We start from the raw sequence: 22,602 nt of genomic DNA, 5'->3' as shown, positions 1-22,602 counted from the left end.
TGGGCTATCGTTATTTATTGGCAGAATTTTGTTCTGCATTTATCGCAATGTCGTCGGCAACAGTTTCACTTCCGGGCTTGTAACCCGCAAGATAACTGGCGCGCGCCAGAAGATGTGCCGATAGCGGCGTGGTCAGCAGCAGAAACACAATACCAATCACGGCCCGTACGGCGATTGCGGCATCCTGTCCCAGCACCGCCACCGCCAGAAGAATCAGCCCGCCGCCGACCGCCCCTGCTTTGGAGGCCGCATGCATGCGTGTATAGAGGTCGGGCAGGCGCAAGACGCCGATGGCGGCCATCAGGACGAAGAGCGATCCGGCCAGCAGCACGATTCCGCCGACATAGAGAGCGAGGCTGTGCAGCATCAGGCGTTCTCCCCGCGCTGGGCCCGCAGCAGGATATAGCGGGCCAGGGCCACAGTCGCCAGGAAGCCCAGCAGGGCCAGGGCGATGGCTATGTCGAGATAGAGCGTCAGCCCGGTGCGCACCGCGATGGCGCCGATAAAGCCCATGGCCACCACGGTCAGCAGGTCCAGGGCCAGCACGCGGTCGGACAGCGTCGGCCCGATGATGATCCGGGCCAGCGAGAGCAGCAGCGCCAGCGCAAGCAGTACCAAGGAGGCCAGGCTCACCCAATCGATGAAAAGCTCTGCACTCATTCGAACACCTCCAGAACCTTCTTCTCGAAGCCGTTCTTGATGTCGGCGATCATCGCGTCGCGGTCGCCCATGGTCAGCGCATGCACATAGAGCACCGACCGATCCGGAGAGAGATCGACGCTGAGCGTGCCCGGTGTCAGCGTGATCAGATTGGCCAGCATGGTGATCTGGACGTCCGATTTGGCGCTGAGCGGCACCGCGACGATGGCCGGCTGGATGACCTTGTTCATATCCGGCCGCAGCACGACCAGTGCCACCCGCACCGCGCTCGCCATCAATTCATAGAGGAACAGTCCCAGGAGCGAGAGGGCCTGCCGGGCCCGGCGCAGATGCACAGAATTGGCGAGCGACTGGCGCAGCAGCAATACCGCGACACCGCCAATCACCCCGCCGAACAGCAGGTTCAGCCCCGAGAATGAGCCGGTGGTACCGGCCCAGAGCAGCGCGAGGATGACGACGAGAAAGGCGGCGTTCATGGCGTGTCCTCCGCCAGACCGGTGGCGGCCACGTAGCGGGCCGGATCAGCCACATCCTGCGCTCCTGTCCGGGCGCCGTCGAGCAATGGCGCCGGCCACAATCCGGCCATGACGATACCGGCAGTCAGCGCGGCGACCGCACCGAAGCCCAGCCTGCCCCGCCGGTCCAATGGCGCCAAGGGCTGGCGGACATGTTCGGAGCCTTCACCCTCGGGTCCCTCGCGCCAGAAGATATGCGCCCAGAGCCGGGTGCCGGCAATCAGGGTCAGGACGGCGTTGACGAGCAGCGCGAGCGTCAGGGCCGAGCCGATCCAGCCTGCCGCCGGACCTGTTACGCCCTCGGCCAGCCCGGCCTCGAGCAACAGCAATTTGGGCCAGAAACCGAGGAAGGGTGGCACTCCCGCGCTGGCCAGGACCAGCAGGATGAACAGAACGGACAGCGGCGCGCTGGCGGCATAGAGCCCGCCCATCTGCCGCGTATCGGTGCTGCCGGTCCGCTTTTCGACCAGCCCCGCCACCATGTAAAGCGCCGACATGGTCAGGATGGCGTGCAGGATATAGAGGCCCGAGCCGGCGATACCGTCCGCGGTCGGCACGGCCAGCCCCACCATGACCGCGCCGATGCCGCCAATGACGATGAAGCCTATGGCACGGCGCAGATTGGTCTCGGCAATGGCGCCCAGCGGCGCCAGCAACAGCGTGGTGATGGCGAGCAGGGCCAGAACGGGCTCGAGGAGATCGCGGCTGGCCGGCAGCAAGGCGACGAGGGCCCGCAGCAGCGCATAGGCGCCCACCTTGGTCAGCAATCCCGCGAACAGGGCCGAGATCGCGGCGGGCGGCGTATGATAGGCGGCCGGCAGCCAGGCATTGAGCGGAAAGGCCGCCGCCTTCATGCCGAAGGCCAGCAGCAGCAGCGCCGCGACACCCGCCATGGCCGCGGGATTGGCGAGCGGGGCCACGCGCATGATATCGGCCATGTTCAGCGTACCGAGCAGGCCATAGAGCAGGCCGAGCGACAGAAGGAAAAGCGTGGTCGCCAGGAAATTGAGGAAGCCGTATTTCACCGCGCCATCGAGCTGGGCGGGCCGGCCGCCCTGCACGATCAGCCCGAAGGAGGCGATGAGCGTCACCTCGAACCAGACATAGAGATTGAAGAGGTCGCCGGTCAGGAAGGCGCCCGTCACCCCCGCCAGGAGCAGCAGCACTATGGCGTGGAAGGCATCCCTGCCATCGGCGCCGGCGCGGTCGATCTCGGCGTAGAGCAGGATGAACAGCGTCACCACGCTGGCGGCCAGCGCGAAGCTCGCGCCGAAAATGTCGGCGGTGAGGCTGATGCCGAAGGGTGGCAGCCACCTGCCCATGGTCATGCTGACCGGGCCGTTCTCCAACACGGCGAGCAGCAGGACGATCTCGCAGGCAATAATGCCCAGGACGACGAGCACCGCGCCGACCAGCGGCATCCTGGTGCTGCGCCGCACCATGAGCAGGCCGGCAGCGCCGATCAGGGCCAGCACGATGGGCAGTACGACGACCCAATCGGCGAGAGGCGTGGCCGTTTCGATCATGGCCTGTGGCAGTGTGGCCTCCATATCAATAGCTCAGCGGCGGCTGGGGCGCGCGTTCCGGCTCGGCCAGGCGCATATTGTCGGTATTGTCGGCATCCAGGCTCTGATAGGCGCGGAAGGCCAGCACCAGCAGGAAGCTGAACATGGAAAAGCCGATGACGATGGCGGTGAGGATCAACGCCTGCGGCAGCGGATTGGCAATGGGGCCTTCCGGCGCGTCGAGACCCGGCGGGATGATGGGCGCGATTTCCCGCGTCACGCGGCCGGCGGTGAAGATCAGCAGATTGACGCCATTGCCGAAAATGGTCATCCCGATCAGCATGCGGATCACCGAGCGCGACAGCAGCAGATAAATGCCCAGCGCGATGAAGAGACCGACCAGCGCCGCGAGAATATAGTCCATCAGATGTCCTCCTCGCGGTCGCTTTCCAGCGACAGCGCGATTGCCGACAAGGTGCCGAAGACGACGCAATAGACGCCCAGATCGAAAAAGAGGGGTGTGGACAGCGGCACCACGCTTTCGCCGATATCGAGATAGAGCCAGATCGAGGTCATGAAGGGCGCATCGATGAAGAGGCTCATCAGCCCCGATGCGCCCGCCATCACCACGCCGAATCCGGCAATGGCCATTGGATCGACCCGGAGCGCCTTGCGCACCGTCGCTACGCCCGAGGCCATGCCGAAGACGCCGATGGCGGCCGCCGCAATCAGCCCGCCGATAAAGCCCCCGCCCGGCTCGTTATGGCCGCGCAAGCACACATAGACCGAAAAGACCAGCATGATCGCCACGATCATCGGCGCGAGGGTGCGGAAGATTACCGTGTTCATGCGCCGGCCTTTCGCGTCCGCCGCCGAGGCGCGGGCTTCTCGGTCGCCTTTTTGCGCTGCCGGCGCAGCAGAGCCAGGATGGCCATGCCCGCGCCCATGACCACCGAGATTTCACCCAGCGTATCGAAGCCGCGATAATCGACGAGGATGACGTTGACGATGTTGTGGCCATGCGCGATGGGCACGCTGGTGGCCGTGAACAGGTCGGAGAGGCGCGTATCGAGAGTGCCGTTGAGCACCAGCATCAGCAGGAGGCTCACCCCGACGCCGCAGACGATGGCCAGCGTGCCGTCGCGTGCCCAATCCTCGAAGGGCCGGGGATCGCGGTCATCGAGCCGCAACCGGGTCATGAGGAAGGTCAGGATGACCACCGAGAGCACTTCCACCATGAGCTGGGTAAAGGCCAGGTCCGGCGCGCCGAACAGCAAAAAGATAAGCGCCAGGGCGGTGCCCTGCACGCCCATGGAGAGAATGGCGATGAGCCGGGTCGGCGCCGCGAGGACGGCGAGCAGGCCGGCAATGGCCATGACGATGACGCCCCATTCATAGGGTTGCAGCGCCGGCAGGACGAGGCGCTGCGACCAGTCGCCCAAATCGGCCTTCGGTACCATCCAGTCCAGCCCGCCCCAGGCCAGCATGGGCCCGAAAAGCGCCACGGCCAGGGTCAGGAAAACCAGGACCAGGTAGAGTTCCAGCTTGCCGTGGTGCAGCGCCCGCGTGACGGCGCCCGAAAAGCGGATCAGGCCGAACATGCAAGCATCGAACACGTTATCCGCCGTCCAGCCCAGCCAAGCGTCGAAGCGGCGCAGCAATGTGCGGATCGTGTCGGCCTGCCGGTAGACGAGAACGCCGAGCGCCCAGGTCAGGACGGAAAGCCAGAGCAGGAGGCCGGTGACATCCAGCGCCAGCGTCAAATGGCTCTCGACCGGCCGCTGCAGGATGGCGGAGGCCGCCGGCACCAGCACGTCATGCCCCAGCCAATCCGGCAACACGCCCGCGACGAGTCCTGCCGCGCCCACCAGGACCGGCCCCGCCAGCATGGCGAGCGGGGCCTCATGCGGCGTCCGCGGCGTCGGCACCAGGGTACCGAGGAAGGGGCGGATGGCCACGATCAGGGCGACGCCAGCCAGCATGGCATTGCCGGCGATCAGCACGACGATGACGACAAGGCTCGTCCAGTCCCCGTTCATGAGACCCAGGTACATTTCCTCCTTGGCGAAATAGCCGATCGTCAGCGGCAGTCCGACCATGGAAAGCGCCGCCATGGCCGCGGCGATGAAGGTGGCGGGCATTTTTTCCGCCAGGCCGCCGAGGCCGGTGATCTCCCGCGTCCCGGTTTCGTGGTCCACGGCGCCCGCGACCATGAACAGGCCGGCCTTATAGAAGGCATGGGCGACGAAATAGACGATGGCTGCGGCGATGGAATAGGTACTGCCCAGCCCGATCAGCAGCACGAGCAGGCCGAGCGAGGCAATCGTGGTCTGCGCCAGGATTTGCTTGAGATCGGTCTGCTTGAGCGCTCCCAGCGCGCCCCAGATCAGGGTCAGTCCGCCGAAGATCACCAATATGGACGTCCAGGCCTCCGTACCCCCCAGGACCGGGCTCATGCGGGCCAGGAGATAGACGCCGGCCTGCACCATGGTGGCCGAATGCAGGAAGGCCGATACAGGCGTCGGCGCCTCCATCGCATTGGGCAGCCAGAAATGCAGCGGAAACTGCGCCGATTTGGTGAAGGCGGCGCCGAGGAAGCAGAAGAGCACCAGCCCGTAAAGGGCATGGTCGCGCAGCAGGTCGCCCATGCCGCGCAGAGCGCTCATCTCCCACGAGCCGGAAAGCTGCTGCACCAGGATCGCGCCGGCCAGCAGACACATGCCGCCGATATTGGTGATGACCAGGGCCTGGATGGCGCCGCGCCGCGCCGCCTGGCGGGCATGATCGAACCCGATCAGCAGGAAGGATGTAACAGAGGTCAGTTCCCAGAACAGGAACAAGGCCAGGAGGCTATCGGCCAGAACCAGCCCCAGCATCGCACCCATGAAGGCGAGCATGAAGCCGAGAAACCGTCCCTGATGCTTGTGCCCCGCCAGATAGGCGCCGGAATAGAGGATGATCAGCGCGCCAATGCCGGAAATGGTCAGCGCGAAAACCAGGCTCAACCCATCGATGAAGAAGCTGAGATTGATGTCATAGGCGGGGATCCAGTTCATCGACATCGCGATGGTGCCGCCGCCAATCACCGTTTCGGCAAAGCCGAGCAGGAACAGGAAGATCGCGGCCGGAACCAGCGCCAGCAGCCAGCCGGTGAAACGGCCAGCGATTCGAAACAAGAACGGCGCCAGAATGGCGGCCACGAAGGGCGCGATGGCGACAAAGACGATGCCCGTTTCAGAGGCTGGCCACAAACCTGCCAATTCCTCTCCCCCAATTGCGATTCCGCCAGCTTTCGGGCTGCGACCTTACCGATTGAGGGGGGCGGGACAAGCAAAATCGGTCCTGTTTCGTCCCTGCCGGGACTGGTTTTCAACTGATTCCGGACTGGCAAAGCGCGGTCACGCGGCCTATGTCCTGTCCAGCCCTTCTCGCGGCTCCGGCCGCGCCCCATCCTGTGGAGACAGCATGATCCAGGCCCAGCCCCCCGTGGCCAAGCGCGTTGCCCATTCGCACACGCATCACGATATCCACCGCGACGATCCCTATGCCTGGCTGCGGGCCGACAATTGGCAGGAGGTAATGCAGAAGCCGGAGGCGCTCGATCCGGAAATCCGCGCTTATCTCGATGCCGAGAACGCCTATTACGAGGCCGAATTCGGCCAGAAGACGGCGGCATTGCAGGACAAGATCTACCGCGAAATTCGCGGTCGCATCAAGGAAGACGATAGCGGCGTACCCTCGCCTGACGGGGCGTGGGCCTATAATTCGCGCATGCTCGAGGGCAAGCAATATCCGCAGATCGTGCGGACGCCGCGCGAGGGCGGTGCCGAAACGGTGCTGCTCGATTGCAATATCGAGGCGGGGGATGGCTATTTCGGCTTTGCGGGGGCGGGCCACGATCCTTCGCACCGCATTCTCGCCTGGGCGGCCGACCGGGCGGGCTCTGAATATTACGACATCGTGCTGCGCGACATTGCCACCGGCAAAGACAGCGCGGAGGTGATCCGCGAGACCGCCGGCTCCTATGTCTGGTCCAACGACAGCCGCTCGATCTACTATACCGAATATGACGACAATCACCGCCCCTTCCGCATCCGCCGGCACGACCTGGGGACGGCGCAGGCGGCCGATCCCGTCATCTACGAGGAAAAGGATCCCGGCTTTTTCGTCGGTGTCGGCAAGACGCTGTCCGACCGGTTCATCGTCATCGACGCCCACGACCACCAGACCAGCGAAATCTGGCTGATCGATGCCGAAAACGGCGGCGAACCGCGCCTCGTCGCGCCGCGCCTCACCGATCGCGAATATGAAATCGATGAGCGCGACGGACTGCTCTATATCCGCACCAATGCCGATGGCGCCGAGGATTACAAGATCGTCACCGTCTCGGCCGAGGCCCCGGCCGCGGAGAACTGGACCGATCTGGTGCCCCATCGCGAAGGGGTTCTGATTCTCGACATCGCCCTGCTCAAGAACCATCTGCTGCGCCTGGAGCGGGAAGACGGCCTGCCCCGCATCGTCGCCCGCGACCTGCGCAATGGCAGGGAGGAAGTCGTTCGTTTCGGGGAGGAGGCCTATTCGCTGTCCATGTCGACCGGCTACGAGTTCGACACATCGGTCTTCCGACTCACCTATTCATCGCCGACCACGCCCAGCCAGGTCTTCGACATCGACCTCGAGACCGGGGCGCGCAGTCTGCTCAAGACGCAGGAAGTGCCCTCGGGGCACAATCCGGCCGATTACGAGACCCGACGGCTGTTCGCCACCGCGCCCGATGGCGAGCAGGTGCCCGTCACCCTGCTTTATCGCAAGGGTCTCGTGCTCGACGGCACCAATCCCACCCTGCTCTACGGCTATGGCGCCTACGGCATGTCCATGCCTGCCGCCTTTTCGGTCTCCGTGCTTTCGCTGGTCGATCGCGGTTTCGTCCACGCCACTGCCCATATTCGCGGCGGCATGGAAAAGGGCTATCGCTGGTATCGGCTGGGGCGCGGCGCGCACAAGGCCAATACTTTCACCGACTTCATCGCGGCAGCCGAAATGCTGATTGAAAAGGGCTATACCCGGCAGGGCAGGATCATCGCCCAGGGCGGCTCGGCCGGCGGCATGCTGATGGGCGCGATCGCCAATATGCGTCCCGAGCTCTGGGGCGGCATCATCGCCCAGGTGCCGTTCGTGGACGTACTCAACACCATGCTCGACGACACCCTGCCCCTCACCCCGCCCGAATGGCCCGAATGGGGGAACCCGATCCTTTCCGCCGAGGATTACAGTCGGATCGCCGCTTACGCGCCCTATGAGGCGGTGAGCGCCCAGGCTTATCCCCCGATCTTCGCGCTGGCCGGGCTGACCGATCCGCGCGTCACCTATTGGGAGCCGGCCAAATGGGTGGCCAAACTGCGGGCAACCAAGACCGGGGACGCCCCATTATACCTCAAGACCAACATGGGCGCCGGTCATGCCGGGGCCTCGGGTCGGTTCGATCGCCTGAAGGAAACCGCGCAGTGCTATGCCTTTGCAATAAAGTCTGCGGGATTGGACCTTTAGTTCCTTCGGCGACATTGTTGCGCCATTGGCGTGCGCCTATAAAGGCGCATCATCAGCCGGTTCTTCCAGCGTCAGATCTTTCCCCGAACGGAGGCTAAAATGACCACCAAATTCACCCTGCCCGAGCTGCCTTACGCCTATGATGCGCTCGCGCCCTACATGTCGGCCGAAACGCTCGAATTCCACCACGACAAGCACCACCAGGCCTATGTCACCAATGGCGAAAAGCTGCTGGAAGGCTCGGGGCTGGAAATCCTGCCGCTCGAGGACATCGTCAAGGAAAGCTTCGGCAAGAATGCTGGCCTCTTCAACAATGCCGGCCAGCATTACAACCATGTGCATTTCTGGAACTGGATGAAGCCCAATGGCGGCGGCAAGTCCCTGCCGGGCAAGCTCGCAGCCAAGGTCGACGAGGACCTGGGCGGCTTCGACAAGTTCCGCGCCGATTTCATCAATGCCGGCACCACCCAGTTCGGGTCGGGCTGGGCCTGGCTGTCGTTCAACCACAAGGCGGGCAAGCTCGAAGTCACCAAGACCGCCAACGGCGAATCGCCGCTGGTCCATGGCGGCCACCCGCTTCTGGGCGTCGATGTGTGGGAGCATTCCTATTATATCGACTACCGCAATGCCCGCCCGAAATACCTCGAAGCCTGGTTCGATAACCTCGTGAACTGGGAACACGTGGAAAAGATGTTCGAGGAAGCCACGGCCTGATCCGGACCTGACTTCCGCCCCGGTGGCTCCGGCCATCGGGGCCTTTTGGCGGCCGCCCCTGCCCTGAACACGGTGGCCCTATTCGCGGGTATTCCGTAAGGCGATGCCACATCGGGAACTCTCCCGATCCCGATTTACCCTCTCCAGAAAGTCTTTTGAGAAGCGGAACTCCCCGCTTCATTCGCCCGTTCGGTCATGTTAACGAAGCCTTTACCACTTGAGGAATCGTCGTGACCGCAGCCGGCAAGAAAATTGCCATCCTGGCCGCCAATCCGGCCCTTACTGCCGTCCTCACGATGGTGGTCGCCGGTGATTCACGGCTGCGCGTGCGGCCGTTCGAAAGCGAGGCCGAACTCTTCGCCTATATGCGCCTCGCGCCGCTCGACCTGCTGGTGGTGGATTTCGACCGCGAGGGCCGCCCGGCCTATGAAATGGTCGAAGCGATCCGGCTCGATCCCTCCTTCCTCTCGCGCGACCTGCCGGTGATCGCCCTGGCCCGGGCCATCACGCCGCCCATGCGCCAGCAGGCTATCAGCGCCGGTATAGACGAGGTGGTGGTCAAGCCGATGTCGCCGCGCCACCTGTTGCAGCGCGTCCAGGCCCGGCTGATCAATCGCAGCGTCGTCGGCGCGCTCGGCGCCGGCTATCGCGGCCCCGACCGTCGCGCCCGCCTGCCGCAGTCCAGACCGCAACCCAATGCCGGCCGCCGCTTCACCGACAATGTCGTGCCCCTATTCCCCGACCGCCGCGCCCAGCGCCCGGAATTGGAGCCCTTGGCGTAGGCGGTCTAACCACGAGGACGGGCACGCGAAGCTGAGTGCCACGCCTCGCCCTTGGACAGGCTCGGGATGAGGTCTGCTGCTATCTCTTTGCAGGTGTGAAACGCACTACCGCCGCTGTTCGCCGACCCAGACGATCTTGTTCCACAAGTCGTCGGCATTGTCGGCGAACTGGATTTTGCGGTCATGGCCCGGCACGGCGGGGGCGAGGACGTCGGCCGCAAAGCCGCGTATCGCCTCGAAGGCGCGGTGCCGGTTCAGCATCACCACCGGCAATTGCGTGCCGTTCGCCCAGGTCTGGAACAGAGCAGTGGCGGAAGCCAGGGAGCCCGGCAGGCCGACCAGGACCGCGGCCGTTGCGGCCAGATAAGCCAGCCGCTCGGCATGATCGGGCAGAACCGTGATCGGCACTGAAGCCAGGGCGGGCGGCAGCACGATGCCGGTATCGGCGAGCACTTCCACCGCGCCCCCGGCCGTACGGGCCGCCGTGATCAGCGGCACCGGGATGACGCCACCTTCGGCCAGGCACAGGATCCGCGCGCCTTTGCGCGCAAAGACGCGCCCCACCTCGCCCATAAGGCTGGCGCGTTCAGGATCGCCCGGCCCCTTGTCGGATGCGAAGATCGCAACGACCGGGCTAGTCTGCGCCATGGCGCCCATCAGCGGCGCCCCCTGATGCCACCGAGAATGCCGCGCACCAGTTCACGCCCCAGCGTATTGGCAATAGTGCGGGCAAAGGAGGTCGTGGCCGCCTCAACCGGGGTCTGTCTTGTACTGCGGCGCGGCGCGGCGGCTTTTTCGGCCTTTTCGCGCTCCTTGGCCAACCGTTCGGCTTCGGCGCGGCTTTCGGCCTCCAGCAGGGCCCGCTCATCCTCGACCTGCTTGTCCCTCGCCCGCTTCTGCAGGATTTCGTAGGCCGATTCCCGGTCGATCACCGTGTCATAGAGCCCGCCGACCGGCGAACTGGTGATGGACGCTTCGCGCTCGGCCGGGCTGATCGGCCCCACCTGCGCCGAAGGCGGGCGGATGAAGGTGCGGCCGACCATGGAGGGCACGCCCTTGTCTTCCAGCACCGAGACCAGTGCCTCGCCGATGCCGAGCTGGGTGATTGCCTCCGCCGTCGAAAAGGCCGGATTGGGCCGGAACGTATCGGCGGCGACCTTCACCGCCTTCTGTTCGCGCGGCGTGTAGGCCCGCAAGGCATGCTGCACGCGATTGGCGAGCTGCGCCAGGACGCTTTCGGGAATGTCGACCGGGTTCTGGGTGACGAAATAGACGCCTACGCCCTTGGAGCGAATGAGTTTCACCACCTGCTCGACCTTGTCCACCAGGGCCTTGGGGGCGCCATCAAACAGCAAATGGGCTTCATCGAAGAAGAAGACCAGTTTCGGCTTTTCGGGATCGCCCACCTCTGGCAGTTCTTCGAACAATTCCGAAAGCAGCCAGAGCAGGAAGGTCGAATAGAGCCGGGGCGACTGCATCAACTGGTCGGCCGCGAGGATTGAGACGAAGCCGCGCCCATCGGCATCGACCCGCATCAGGTCGGCGATTTCCAGCGCCCGTTCGCCGAAGAAATTGTCGGCGCCCTGCTGTTCCAGCACCAGCAGCGACCGCTGGATAGCGCCGATGGAGGCGGTCGTCACATTGCCATAGCGCCCGGAAATTTCCTTGGCCCGCTCCTGCAGATCGGTCAGCAGTGCCCGCAAATCCTTGAGGTCGAGCAGGAGCAACCCTTCCTCGTCGGCGACGCGGAAGGCGATGTTGAGCACGCCTTCCTGGGTGTCGTTGAGGTCGAGGATGCGGCTCAGCAGCACCGGCCCCATTTCCGAGATGGTCGCCCGCACGGGATGCCCCTGCTTGCCGAACAGGTCCCAGAAAATGGTGGGATAGACGTCGTCGCGGTAATCGTCGAAACCGATATCGGTGGCCCGCTGGGTCTGCCAACCCTGCGCCTTGCCCATGCGCGAAATGCCGGACAGGTCGCCCTTGATGTCGGCGGCGAAGACCGGCACGCCTGCGGCTGAAAAGCCCTCGGCCAGCACCTGCAGGCTCACCGTCTTGCCCGTGCCGGTGGCGCCGGTGATCAGCCCATGGCGATTGCCATATTTGAGATTGAGATATTCGGGCCGATCGCTCACGCCCAGAAAAATCTTGCCATCAACGAGCATGAAACCACCTGCCACAAAAAGACTCGTCCCGTTATAGCCATCAGCAGCCATGCCGAACAAGCAAAGCCGTTCACCAAGGTCGCGGGTTTGCCTCGCCTCTTTGTCGAAAACCGGCACAATGGCGCCATGAACAAGGCCGTCCCGCTCCATCGCCGCTCCGTGCTTGCCGGTCTTTTCGGCCTCGCCCTGACCTTGCCCGGCATGGCGCTGGCGCAGGTGGCAAGCCTCGATGCTTCCAGCGATGCCGACCAATCCGCCGCCCTGCGGGAGGCCCTTGCGGCCGCCGGCGCCAGCGGCCGCCTCGCCTTGCCGCCCGGCCGGTTCCGCGTTTCGGGCCTGCGATTTCCGGCCAATATGCTGGTCGAGGGCGTGCCGGGCGCCACCTGGCTCATCGGCACCGGCGCGGAAATCGCCGCCATCGAGGGGCAGTCCAATGTAACGCTGCGCGATATCGGCTTTGCCGGCAATAGCGGCGCCGACGCGCTGCTGCGCATCGCCTCCGGCGAGAACATCAGCCTCGAACGCTGCCTGTTCCGCGACAATCCGGGCATTGGGCTCGATATTCACGGCGCGGCGGCAAGCATTCGCGATTGCGATTTCGCCGGCCATGGCGACGCCGCCATTCATGCGCTCGACAGCCTGGGCCTGCTCGTCGCCGGCAACCGCATCAACGCCTGCGGCAATGCCGGCATTCGCATCTGGCGCTCGGAGGCCGGCGTGGACGGCTCCATTCTGGTCAATAATCGTATTTCCGGCATCGATTGGCGCGCCGGCGGCAATGGCCAGAACGGTAATGGCATCAATGTCTACCTGGCGGACGAAGTCATTGTTGCCGACAATCACATCAGCGATTGCGCCTTCACCGCCGTGCGGCTCAACACGACGCGCAACAGCCAGGTGACCGGCAATCAATGCCGTACATCCGGCGAGGTGGCGATTTTCTCCGAATTCGGCTTTTCCGGCTCGGTCATCGCCCAGAATATCGTCGATGGCGCCGCCACCGGCATTTCCATCACCAATATGGACGTGGGCGGCGCGCTGGCGGTCTGCTCGGGCAATATCGTGCGCAATATCAGCCCGCGCTCCACCGTCAATCCCGACACGATCCCCCTCGGCATCTTCGCCGAGGCAGACACGGCCATTACCGGCAATGTGGTCGAGAATGTTCCGGGCGTGGCCATCGGCGCCGGCTGGGGGCCCTACCTGCGCAACGTGCTCATATCCGACAATGTCGTCATCGGCAGCGATATCGGTATCGGCGTCAGCCTGGCCGAAGGGGTAGGCGCTGTGACCATTGGCAGCAACAGGATCGAGGCGCGCCAGCACGCCATTGCCGGCATGCTGTGGACCGATGTGGCGGAGCCGGAGCTGGCCGACGTTGCGGATCGTTATCCGCATGTGACCATGAATTAGAGCATTTCACGCATTCGACTGAAACCGCAGTTGCGCTCACACGCATCTTGCCATTTGGCAAATACCCCCTATTTTACGCCAAAAGGAGATTTGCTCATGTTGCTGGAACTTCCGCGCACCCAGGCGGCTCCCGAGATTGCCCGCATCACCGATGCCGAGGCTCAGGCCATGGTGCGTGCCGTCATTCGCCTGTTCGAGCGCTGGCAGGTACCGGATAATCGCGCCCGCGACATTCTTGGCGGCCTCGCCGCCCGCACCTATGCCCGCTGGAAGGCCGGCGAGATCGGCCGGATCGACCGCGATCTGGCCACGCGCCTGTCGCTGCTCATGGGCATTCACAAGGGCCTGCGCTATCTCTTCACCGATCCCGAGCGCGGCTATGCCTGGGTCGGCAAGCCCAATCCGGTTTTCGGCGGGCAGAGCCCGATCGAGATCATGGCGGCGGGCGACATCTTCTCGCTGGCGCGGGTCCGCGCCTGGCTCGATGCGGAGCGGGGCGGCTGATGCCGCCAGTGCCCGGCACCACCCGGGTCCGCTGGCCCAAGGCCTATCGGCTGATCCGCTCTATCTATCCGCCGATCGATCTCTTTGAAGATATTGCCGATCCCAGCGATTGGGAGGCCCTCGCCTCGGCAGAGGCCAAGACCAATCCGCGCGTCTGGGAGCATCTGGGCCGGCTCGACCTCGTGCCGCCGGAGCGGCGTGTCAGCGGGCCCGGCGCCAGCTATCTCATGGCGCCCTTCGTCCATGTCAGCCACGACCGGCCCGGCCGCTTCACCGACGGTTCCTACGGCGTGTTCAGCGCCGCCGACAAGGAGGAAGTCGCCATCCGCGAAGTCGCCCATCACCATGCCCGGCTCATGCGCGGTACCAATGAGCCGCCCGGCTGGACCTCGCAATTCCGCATGCTGGTGACCCGGCTCGATCTCGACCTGCACGATGCCCGACCGCTCGAAGAATGCCACGATCCCGACGATTACGCGCCCGCCCAGGCGCTGGCGCGCCAATTGCGCCAGGCGGGTAGCAACGGCATTCTCTATCGCAGCGTGCGCTGCCCGGGCGGCGAATGCGCCGCCCTGTTCTGGCCCGACCTCATGCCCGCGCCGGTGCAGGCTGACCATTTCGACTTCCACTGGGACGGCACCCGCGTCGATCGCATCCGCAATTGCGGCACCCAGGCGATCTTCGGGCTTTAGGCGTAGGCCGGGGTATGGAGATGAATCCCGGCCTTCGCCGGGATGTTAGCCTGGTTGTGGGGCTCGCCCCTTAAATCCCGATAGCCCGCAACTCGCCCACCACAGTGCCCCGCACATTCTTGGTCGGCTGGCGCGCAAACTGCTCCAGCACGGCGCGCTGGGCGGCGTCGGGGTCGGCGTATTGCAGCAATAGGGCGGCGATCATGACGTGGCTTGCAGCCATGTTGCCGTCGTCGCATTTGAGGGCGTAGCCCCAGCCTTTGTCGCGGATGGCGCCGCATTGCACGCCTTCGGCGCCGCCCTTCTGCATCACCCGGCCCTTGAAGGCCTCCATGACCAGCGTATCGAGATGCCCAGTGCCGGCGACAAGGTGGGGATGGCTGGTCGCCGCGTCGAAGAGTTTTTGTGCACCGGCCGCGTCGTCTGCCGAAAGATCCCTACCCGTCGCCATGCGCGCGAAGCCCTGTGCCCAGGCGCGCAGCGGCGCCGCCCAGGTAGGGATGGAACAGCCATCGGTGCCGCAACGATCCTCGGTCAGAGGCTCGCCGATCACCCGTTCGACGGCGGCGCGGACGGCCTTCTGCACGTCATGCTCGCGCTCGACATAGCCGCTGGTCGGCACGCCCATGGCCAGGGCCACGCTCAGCATGCCCGAATGCTTGCCGGAACAATTATTGTGCAACGCGCTGGGCCCTTGCCCAGAGGCGCGCAAGGCCTCGCGCGCCTTGCCATTGGTGGGCATGTGCGCGCCACATTCAAGATCGGCCACGGAGAGCCCCATGCGGTCGAGGAAATGGGCGACATTGCGCACATGCATGTCCTCGCCGTGGTGCGAGGCGCAGGCCAAGGCCAGCTCTTCGGGACTATGGTGGAACTTTTCCATCGCATGCCGCTCGAAGATCGCCAAAGCCTGCATGGACTTGATGGCCGAGCGCGGGAAAATCGGCCGCTCGACATCCCCGCCCGAGGCGATCACTCGCCCATCGGCATCGGCGATGATGAACGCGCCGCGATGGCGATTTTCCACCCAATTGCCGCGAACGGCTTCGGCGAGAATAGGATTGGCCTGCATGAAAAAAGCTCCGGTCCCTGCTGATCCTGTGGACCAGCGCAGAACCGGAAAGTCAACATGCATGGGAGATGGAGGCGCGCCAGAAGAAGGGATCAGATATCCCAGTCATGCACCGGGGTCAGGAAGCGCGAATTCACCCAACCCTTGGTGTTGTTGCGGTCGACCAGGCACCAATCGGAGCTGTTCTTGACCTCGATGCAGCGCTCCACCCAGACATGGACGCCGGGCGCGAACGCGCCCACCTGCTGCGAATAGCTGGCCGGCCACTTGCGCACATTGAGCTGGTCCCAATGGGCCACGCCGCTCACCCGCGCCAGATTGTCGACCGGGTAGCCCGCGGCCATGGCCGGCTGCACTGCGAAGGCAGCCGCGGCGGTGAGCACCAGGCCGCACAGCGTGGCGACGAGAACTTTTTCCTGAGCCTTGTTCATTTCATGTCCCCCGGACAATTCGATCTGTTGGAGGCACCTTACGAAGCCCGTCTTGAACTCACCCTGAGACCGGCGTTCAGATTGGGTTCATCCGGCGGATTGGCAGCCGGGGCCTCTGCGCTTAGGCTCATTGCCTGCAAATAGAGGAGGCGGAGATGACGAAGGTGCTGGTCACCGGTGGCAGCGGCAAGCTCGGTCGCGCCGTGCTGCGCGATCTGGTCGAACATGGCTATGAGGTGCTCAATATCGATCAGCAGGCATTGCCCGAGCCGATCTGCCCGAGCCTGCGCATCGACCTGGCCAATTTCGGCGAGGTCGCCGCCGCCGTCCTGGGTGGCGTGGATGAAAGGCCCGGGCCGTTCGATGCCGTGGTGCATCTGGCTGCCATCCCCGCCCCCGGCCTGGCAGCCAATGCCCGCACGATCACCAACAATGTCAGCGCCAGCTACAATGTCTTCGAGGCCTGCCGACTAGCCGGGATCAAGAACGTGGTCTTCGCCTCCAGCGAAACCGTTCTGGGCCTGCCCTTCGACAATCCGCCGCCCTATGTGCCGGTGGACGAGAACTATTTTCCGCGCCCCTAAAGCGCCTATTCGCTGGGCAAGCTGCTGGACGAAACCATGGCCGCGCAATTCTGCCGCTGGGATCCCGGGCTGCGCATGGTGGGCCTGCGCTTTTCCAATGTCATGTATCCGGAGGATTACGCCGCCTTTCCCGGCTTCGACGCCGATCCGGCCAGACGCAAATGGAACCTTTGGGCCTATATCGATGCCCGCGACGGCGCCCAGGCGGTGCGTCGCGCCATCCAGGCCGATTTCAAGGGTTTTGAAGCCTTCATCATCGCCAATGCGGATTCGGTGATGAACCGTTCCAATATCTCGCTGCTCGCCGAGATTTTCCCCGAAGTCGAGCAGCGCGGCAATATCGCCACCAATTCCACCCTGCTCTCGATCGACAAGGCCAAGCGCATGCTGGGCTATTCGCCGCAATATAGCTGGCGCAATGGCGGCGCGTGAGGGGACAGAACATCGGGCCATTCCGAGGAATGCGGGATATCGGGTCCGAACAGCCGCCCTTGCTCCCCCACCCACCGTTCGTCACCCTCGGGCTTGACCCGAGGGCGTTACCTGCATCGCGAGCCCCCTCGCGTCGCGCGCGAGGGTGACGGTCGGGGATGTGGGGAACGACCGACAAAGAGGAAGCATCCCCTCTCCACACATTTTGCATACGAAATGTGCAATTTCGTCTCTTGCGCCTTTTGCGGGCAAGGGCATAAAACCGGACCATGCCCGGCCCGGACCTTTCGATCCTGATCATCGATGAGAATCGCATCCGTGCCTCGATCATCGAGGAGGGGCTGCGCGAGGCGGGTCATGCGCGGGTCGCGGTGATCCATGATGTCAACGAGGTCGGACGGACCATTCAGGACACCATGCCCGATGTGGTGTTCATCGATCTCGAAAACCCCAAGCGCGACACGCTCGAGCATTTCTTTTCCCTCAGCCGCGCCATCCAGCGCCCCATCGCCATGTTCGTGGACCGGTCCGATACGGGCATGATCGAAAAGGCGGTCGAGGCCGGCGTCTCCGCCTATGTCGTGGACGGGCTCAAGAAGGAGCGTGTCAAGCCCATCCTGGACATGGCCATTTCCCGCTTCAACGCCTTTTCCCGCCTGACGCGCGAGCTGGAGCAGGCCCGCAGCGCCCTGGAGGAGCGCAAGATCGTCGAGCAGGCCAAAGGCATATTGATGAAGACCCGCGGGCTCAGCGAGTCGGATGCCTATGCCCTGCTGCGCTCCACCGCCATGAACCAGAACCGCCGGCTGATCGACATCGCCCAGAGCCTGATCACCGCCGCCAATCTGCTCGACCCTTAGGACATGCCATGTCACGCCCGCTGATCAATGCCGGTTTCCTGCCCCTGCTCGACAGCGTGCTGCTGGTACTGGCGCATGAAATGGGCTTCGCCGAAAAGGAAGGCCTTGGCCTCGCCCTCAGCCGCGAAACGTCCTGGGCCAATATCCGCGACCGGGCAGCCCTGGGCCATTTCGACATTGCCCTCATGCTCGCGCCCATGCCACTAGCGGCCAGCCTGGGCATTACCCCGCTCGCCACGCCGATGATCGCGCCGGTCATGGCCGGATTGGGCAATAATGCCATCACCGTCAGCGCCGACTTGTGGCAAAAAATGGAAGATGCAGGCGCGCCGGGCGACCTGGCCGCCGGCCCGGCCGGCAAGGCCTTGGCGCAGGTCGTTCGAACGTCACCGCGAAAACTGCGCTTCGGCGTCGTGCACCAGACCTCCTCGCACAATTACGAATTGCGCTACTGGCTCGCCGCCAGCGGCATCCGGCCGGACCGGGACGTGGAGATCGTCGTTCTGCCGCCGCCACTGCTGCCCGAGGCGCTCGGCTCGGGCGGGCTCGACGGCTATTGCGTCGGTGAGCCATGGAACAGCGTCGGCGTCGTGCATCACCAGGCCCGCATCGCCACGATCAAGGCCTCGATCTGGCAATGGAGCCCCGACAAGCTGATCGGCATGCGGGGCGACTGGGCCCGACGGCACCCCGACATCGTCGCGTCGATCATCCGCGCCATCTACCGTGCCGGCCTCTGGCTCCAGGCACCTGAAAACCGCATGCCGGCCGCCGAAATCATGGCCCGCCCGCCCTATCTCAATCTCCCTGTCGATATAGTGGTCCGCGCCCTGGCCGGCCATATCGATAGCGGCGCCCGCACGCTCTCCGTCCCGGATTACTTCATCCCCCATGACGGGGCCGCCAATTTCCCATGGAAGAGCCACGCGCTCTGGTATTACAGCCAGATGGTGCGCTGGGGCGAAGTCGAAGCCAGCCCCGACAATGCGGAGAAGGCCGCCGCCACCTTCCGCCCCGATCTCTACCGCGCCGCCCTCCGCCCCCTCGGCATTCCGGTACCGCTGGAGGATTATCGCAAGGATGGCGACCAGCCCGCCGCGCACGAGATTGCCGCCAGCAATGGCGGAATGATGCTTGGCCCCAATCGCTTCTTCGACGGCACGATTTTCGACCCGGCGAAGCTGGATGCCTATATTGCGGGGCAGAAGGCGGATTAGGCTGAAGCCTTTCTTTTGGCTTGAAGAAGACCTCATGGTGAGCCCGTCGAACCACGAGGTCGGGCATGCCGAGGCTTTGGGTTGCCACGCCCTCGCCCTTCGACAAGCTCAGGATGAGGTCTACTGGTGGCTTCGGCAGAACAAAGCCCAATCATTAACCACTCAGACGAACTTGCACAAATTTTGTGCACCTTGCCGACGCGATAGCCGCATCAGCAGATGACGCGTCGTCTGCGCCAAATCCGCGGCAAACACCCAAACCACTGACAAAACTTAACAAATCCACCCACACCCAATCTGGCACGCTTCCTGCAAAGCATCAGGCGAAGCGCTCCTCCCAAGACGCTCTTCGCTCGACGCCCAATGAGGGGTGTCCAAAGGCAAGGCTGCCAACAGGTCGCGACCGGCTCAACCCGGTCCACGTCCCGTTGGCAGCCTTTTTGTTTGTCGCAATCGGAGAATGCCATGGCCCTGCCTCAGACCACCCGCCGCTCCTTCCTCAAGGGCGCCTCCGCCACGGCGGCCACCCTGCTCGCCGCCAAGACGCTGTTTCCCGCCGGCGCCTTCGCGCAGGGCGCAGGGCCGGAAGTGGCCGGCACCAGGCTGGGTTATATCGCGCTCACCGATTCCGCCCCGCTGATCATCGCCAAGGAAAAGGGCCTTTTCGACAAGTATGGCCTGCCCGACATGGCCATCGAAAAGCAGGCGAGCTGGGGCGCCACGCGCGACAACATGGCGCTCGGATCGGCCAATGGCGGCATCGATGGCGGCCATATCCTGCGCCCAAAAGTGCACCTCTATTCGGCCGGCATGGTGACGCAGAACAACCAGCCCCTGCCCATGTATACGCTGCTCAACCTCAACGAGGATTGCCAGGGGCTGTCGGTGGCGCAGGCCTATGCCGATCTCGGCGTGGGCATCGATTCGAGCCCCCTCAAGGAGGCTTTCGCCAAGGCCCGCGCCGAGGGCAAGGCGCCCGCCGCCGCCATGACCTTTCCCGGCGGCACGCATGACCTCTGGCTCCGCTACTGGCTGGCCGCCGGTGGCATCGTGCCCAATGTCGATGTCGATGTCATCGTGGTGCCACCACCGCAAATGGTCGCCAATATGAAGGTCGGCACCATGGATGCCTTCTGCGTCGGCGAGCCGTGGAACGAACAGCTGGTCAACCAGGGCATCGGCTTCACCGCCGCCACCACGGGCGAGCTCTGGGCCAATCATCCGGAAAAAATCCTGGGCATGCGCGCCGACTGGGTCGACGCCAACCCCATCGCCACCCGCGCCATCCTGATGGCGGTGATGGAAGCCCAGCAATGGTGCGAAGCCATGGAGAACAAGCAGGAAATGGCCGAAATCATCGGCCGCCGCCAATGGTACAATGTGCCGGTCGCCGACATTATCGGCCGCATCAAGGGCGACATCAATTACGGCAATGGCCGGGTCGAAACCGGCACCGACCTCTACATGAAATTCTGGGGCGAGAACGGGGCGGCTTCCTATCCCTGGAAGAGCCTCGACACCTGGTTCATGACCGAAAACATCCGCTGGGGCTATTTCCCCGCCGACACCGATGTGAAGGCCCTGATCGACCAGACCAACCGCGCCGATCTCTGGCTGGAAGCGGCCAATGAACTCGGGCTCACCAACCTGCCCTCCGGCGACAGCCGCGGCACCGAAACCTTCTTCGACGGCAAGGTCTTCGACCCGGCCAATCCGCAGGCCTATCTCGACAGCCTTGAGATCAAGACGCTGGCTTGAGCGCCCTGCCACCCCTGAAAATCGAACGCTGACCATTAAGGGAGAGCCCCATGACCCTGCCCGCCACCGACGACAGCAAGATCACCGCCCTGCCACTCAAGGGCAAGTCCGCGACCGTCACGACCATCGCGCCCTCGGCCCGCAAGCTCGATATCGCTGCCCTTACCGGCACGATCGGTAAGAATGTCATTCCGCCGCTCATCGTGCTCGCCGTCATCCTGGCGATCTGGCAGGTGGTGTTCTCCCAGCCCGGCTCATCGCTGCCGCCGCCCAGCGAGGTCTGGGCGCAAAGCTATGACCTGATCGTCGATCCCTTCTTCGTCTATGGAAGCCAGGATATCGGGCTGGGCCTGCGGGTCTTCACCTCGCTGCAGCGCGTGGCCATCGGCTTCGGGCTGGCCGCCATTGTCGGCGTCGCCGTCGGCGCGGTGATCGGGCAGTCCATCTGGACGATGCGCGGGCTCGATCCCATTTTCCAAATCCTGCGCACCGTGCCCCCGCTCGCCTGGCTGCCGATTTCTCTCGCCGCCTTCATGGATAGCGGTCCCTCGGCCATTTTCGTGATCTTCATCACCGCCATCTGGCCGGTGATCATCAATACCGCCGTGGGCGTGCGCAATATCCCGCAGGATTACCGCAACGTCGCCCGCGTGCTGCGCCTCAACCAGCTCGAATTCTTCACCAGGATCATGGTGCCGGCGGCCGCGCCCTACATTTTCTCGGGGTTGCGCATCGGCGTGGGGCTGTCCTGGCTCGCCATCGTCGCCGCCGAAATGCTCACCGGCGGGGTCGGCATCGGCTTCTTCATCTGGGATGCGTGGAACAGTTCCCGCCTCACCGACATCATCGTGGCGCTGGTCTATATCGGCGTCGTCGGTTTCGTCCTCGACCGGCTGGTTGCCCTGATCGGCACCCTGGTCACCCGCGGCGCCAGCGCCAGCTAAGGAGACGTCATGACTTACCTGCAAATCTCCGCCGTCGGCAAAACCTTCACCCGGGGCAGAGCGAGCACCGAGGTGCTGCGCGACATCAATCTCGATATCGAGAAGGGCGAGTTCGTCTCCATCATCGGCCATTCGGGCTGCGGCAAGTCCACGCTGCTCAATCTGGTGGCCGGCCTCAATGAGGTCAGCTCCGGCGGCATCATTCTCGAAAATGCCGAGGTGCACACGCCTGGCCCCGATCGCGCCGTGGTGTTCCAGAACCATTCCCTGCTGCCCTGGCTGACCGTATATGAAAACGTCAACCTTGCCGTCGCCAAGGTCTTCGGCCGCCGGAAGAGCGCTGCCGAGCGCCATGACTGGATCATGGACAATCTCAATCTCGTCCAGATGGCCCACGCGAAAGACAAGCGCCCCACCGAGATTTCAGGCGGCATGAAGCAGCGCGTCGGCATTGCCCGCGCGCTGGCCATGGAGCCAAAAATCCTGCTGCTGGACGAACCCTTTGGCGCGCTTGATGCGCTCACCCGCGCACACCTGCAGGACCAGATGATGGAAATCCACGCCCGGCTCGGCAACACCATGATCATGATCACCCATGACGTGGACGAGGCGGTGCTGCTCTCGGACCGCATCGTCATGATGACCAATGGCCCCGCCGCCACGATCGGTGAAGTGCTGGACGTGCCGCTGGAGCGCCCGCGCCGTCGGCTCGAGCTCGCATCCGACCGGACTTACCTCAAGTGCCGGGAAGCTGTCCTCAAATTCCTCTACGAGCGCCACCGCTTCGTGGAAGCGGCCTGATCGGGA

The 22,602-nt window shown here is 64.2% G+C and carries 24 protein-coding genes; 13 read left to right on the top strand and 11 right to left on the bottom strand.

All coding sequences use genetic code 11. The annotated features are described in order from the left end of the window. Positions 1-10: 10 nt before the first annotated feature. The 7 genes from mnhG to A3840_RS12160 are packed head-to-tail and all read right to left on the bottom strand — an operon-like array spanning position 11 to position 5,931. Positions 11-367: a monovalent cation/H(+) antiporter subunit G gene (gene mnhG, locus A3840_RS12190; RefSeq protein WP_067456948.1), complete on the bottom strand. Its 357-nt coding sequence runs from the start codon at positions 365-367 to the stop codon at positions 11-13. Next, complete coding sequence (locus A3840_RS12185; RefSeq protein ID WP_067456945.1) at positions 367-660, bottom strand: MrpF/PhaF family protein; 294 nt, start codon at positions 658-660, stop codon at positions 367-369. The genes mnhG and A3840_RS12185 overlap by 1 nt, the downstream gene beginning before the upstream one ends. After that, positions 657-1,136, bottom strand: coding sequence for a Na+/H+ antiporter subunit E (locus A3840_RS12180; protein ID WP_067456942.1), 480 nt, complete (start codon positions 1,134-1,136; stop codon positions 657-659). Before A3840_RS12180 ends, A3840_RS12185 begins: the two co-directional genes overlap by 4 nt. After that, entirely contained in the window at positions 1,133-2,725 is a 1,593-nt protein-coding gene (locus A3840_RS12175) for a proton-conducting transporter transmembrane domain-containing protein (protein WP_067456939.1), read from the bottom strand. The genes A3840_RS12180 and A3840_RS12175 overlap by 4 nt, the downstream gene beginning before the upstream one ends. 1 nt (position 2,726) lies before the next feature. Continuing rightward, a complete protein-coding gene (locus A3840_RS12170; protein WP_067456936.1) occupies positions 2,727-3,104 on the bottom strand; it encodes a Na+/H+ antiporter subunit C in 378 nt (125 codons plus the stop codon). Then, positions 3,104-3,529, bottom strand: a complete 426-nt coding sequence (locus tag A3840_RS12165; RefSeq protein ID WP_067456934.1) for an MnhB domain-containing protein — start codon at positions 3,527-3,529, stop codon at positions 3,104-3,106. The genes A3840_RS12170 and A3840_RS12165 overlap by 1 nt, the downstream gene beginning before the upstream one ends. Beyond that, positions 3,526-5,931, bottom strand: a complete 2,406-nt coding sequence (locus tag A3840_RS12160; RefSeq protein WP_067456931.1) for a putative monovalent cation/H+ antiporter subunit A — start codon at positions 5,929-5,931, stop codon at positions 3,526-3,528. Before A3840_RS12160 ends, A3840_RS12165 begins: the two co-directional genes overlap by 4 nt. A 214-nt stretch (positions 5,932-6,145) precedes the next feature. Between A3840_RS12160 and A3840_RS12155 the strand changes: the two genes are divergently transcribed. The 3 genes from A3840_RS12155 (at position 6,146) to A3840_RS12145 (ending at position 9,723) form a co-directional block, all read left to right on the top strand. Then, positions 6,146-8,227 carry a S9 family peptidase gene (locus A3840_RS12155; RefSeq protein ID WP_067456928.1) on the top strand — a complete coding sequence of 694 codons (2,082 nt, stop codon included), beginning with the start codon at positions 6,146-6,148 and terminating at the stop codon, positions 8,225-8,227. Positions 8,228-8,326: 99 nt separating this feature from the next. Next, positions 8,327-8,941, top strand: a complete 615-nt coding sequence (locus A3840_RS12150; protein WP_067456925.1) for a superoxide dismutase — start codon at positions 8,327-8,329, stop codon at positions 8,939-8,941. A 230-nt stretch (positions 8,942-9,171) separates the two neighbouring features. Beyond that, a complete protein-coding gene (locus A3840_RS12145) occupies positions 9,172-9,723 on the top strand; it encodes a response regulator (protein ID WP_067456922.1) in 552 nt (183 codons plus the stop codon). 105 nt (positions 9,724-9,828) lie between these two features. Here the strand turns inward: A3840_RS12145 and A3840_RS12140 are convergent, their stop codons facing one another. Together A3840_RS12140 and A3840_RS12135 are read right to left on the bottom strand one after the other, a co-directional pair. Next, complete coding sequence (locus A3840_RS12140; RefSeq protein WP_131798309.1) at positions 9,829-10,371, bottom strand: hypothetical protein; 543 nt, start codon at positions 10,369-10,371, stop codon at positions 9,829-9,831. 8 nt (positions 10,372-10,379) lie between these two features. Further along, positions 10,380-11,888 (bottom strand): helicase HerA-like domain-containing protein, encoded by a 1,509-nt coding sequence (locus tag A3840_RS12135; protein ID WP_067456916.1) that lies wholly within the window; start codon positions 11,886-11,888, stop codon positions 10,380-10,382. A gap of 126 nt (positions 11,889-12,014) precedes the next feature. Here A3840_RS12135 and A3840_RS12130 point away from each other — a divergent pair, with 126 nt between their 5' ends. The 3 genes from A3840_RS12130 (at position 12,015) to A3840_RS12120 (ending at position 14,497) form a co-directional block, all read left to right on the top strand. Then, complete coding sequence (locus tag A3840_RS12130; protein ID WP_067457039.1) at positions 12,015-13,301, top strand: TIGR03808 family TAT-translocated repetitive protein; 1,287 nt, start codon at positions 12,015-12,017, stop codon at positions 13,299-13,301. Between the two features lie 96 nt (positions 13,302-13,397). Beyond that, positions 13,398-13,805 (top strand): MbcA/ParS/Xre antitoxin family protein, encoded by a 408-nt coding sequence (locus A3840_RS12125; RefSeq protein WP_067456913.1) that lies wholly within the window; start codon positions 13,398-13,400, stop codon positions 13,803-13,805. After that, a complete protein-coding gene (locus A3840_RS12120; RefSeq protein WP_067456911.1) occupies positions 13,805-14,497 on the top strand; it encodes an RES family NAD+ phosphorylase in 693 nt (230 codons plus the stop codon). The genes A3840_RS12125 and A3840_RS12120 overlap by 1 nt, the downstream gene beginning before the upstream one ends. 70 nt (positions 14,498-14,567) lie before the next feature. Here A3840_RS12120 and A3840_RS12115 read toward each other — a convergent pair whose 3' ends face one another. Both A3840_RS12115 and A3840_RS12110 read right to left on the bottom strand, forming a co-directional pair. Further along, positions 14,568-15,569 (bottom strand): asparaginase, encoded by a 1,002-nt coding sequence (locus tag A3840_RS12115; RefSeq protein WP_067456908.1) that lies wholly within the window; start codon positions 15,567-15,569, stop codon positions 14,568-14,570. Positions 15,570-15,661: 92 nt separating this feature from the next. Continuing rightward, the gene (locus A3840_RS12110) at positions 15,662-16,000 is read right to left on the bottom strand and encodes an SH3 domain-containing protein (protein WP_067456905.1); all 339 of its coding nucleotides are present in this window, start codon (positions 15,998-16,000) and stop codon (positions 15,662-15,664) included. 155 nt (positions 16,001-16,155) lie between these two features. Here A3840_RS12110 and A3840_RS20040 point away from each other — a divergent pair, with 155 nt between their 5' ends. The 7 genes from A3840_RS20040 (at position 16,156) to A3840_RS12080 (ending at position 22,596) form a co-directional block, all read left to right on the top strand. Beyond that, positions 16,156-16,584, top strand: a complete 429-nt coding sequence (locus tag A3840_RS20040; RefSeq protein WP_245676607.1) for an NAD-dependent epimerase/dehydratase family protein — start codon at positions 16,156-16,158, stop codon at positions 16,582-16,584. A gap of 36 nt (positions 16,585-16,620) precedes the next feature. Continuing rightward, positions 16,621-17,016 (top strand): NAD-dependent epimerase/dehydratase family protein, encoded by a 396-nt coding sequence (locus tag A3840_RS20035; protein WP_245676606.1) that lies wholly within the window; start codon positions 16,621-16,623, stop codon positions 17,014-17,016. 269 nt (positions 17,017-17,285) lie between these two features. Next, positions 17,286-17,876 (top strand): ANTAR domain-containing response regulator, encoded by a 591-nt coding sequence (locus A3840_RS12100; RefSeq protein WP_067456902.1) that lies wholly within the window; start codon positions 17,286-17,288, stop codon positions 17,874-17,876. Between the two features lie 8 nt (positions 17,877-17,884). After that, positions 17,885-19,093 carry a CmpA/NrtA family ABC transporter substrate-binding protein gene (locus tag A3840_RS12095; protein WP_067456899.1) on the top strand — a complete coding sequence of 403 codons (1,209 nt, stop codon included), beginning with the start codon at positions 17,885-17,887 and terminating at the stop codon, positions 19,091-19,093. A 465-nt stretch (positions 19,094-19,558) separates the two neighbouring features. Further along, a complete protein-coding gene (locus A3840_RS12090; protein WP_067457036.1) occupies positions 19,559-20,851 on the top strand; it encodes a CmpA/NrtA family ABC transporter substrate-binding protein in 1,293 nt (430 codons plus the stop codon). Between the two features lie 50 nt (positions 20,852-20,901). Further along, on the top strand, positions 20,902-21,795 hold the full coding sequence (gene ntrB, locus A3840_RS12085) for a nitrate ABC transporter permease (protein WP_067456896.1): 894 nt from the start codon (positions 20,902-20,904) through the stop codon (positions 21,793-21,795). A gap of 9 nt (positions 21,796-21,804) precedes the next feature. After that, positions 21,805-22,596: an ABC transporter ATP-binding protein gene (locus A3840_RS12080; RefSeq protein ID WP_067456893.1), complete on the top strand. Its 792-nt coding sequence runs from the start codon at positions 21,805-21,807 to the stop codon at positions 22,594-22,596. Positions 22,597-22,602: the final 6 nt, after the last annotated feature.

It is taken from the genome of Devosia elaeis, from assembly GCF_001650025.1.
Classification (GTDB): domain Bacteria; phylum Pseudomonadota; class Alphaproteobacteria; order Rhizobiales; family Devosiaceae; genus Devosia; species Devosia elaeis.
The sequence above is the reverse complement of the archived record's forward strand: the minus strand, read 5'-3'. Positions and strand labels throughout refer to the sequence as shown.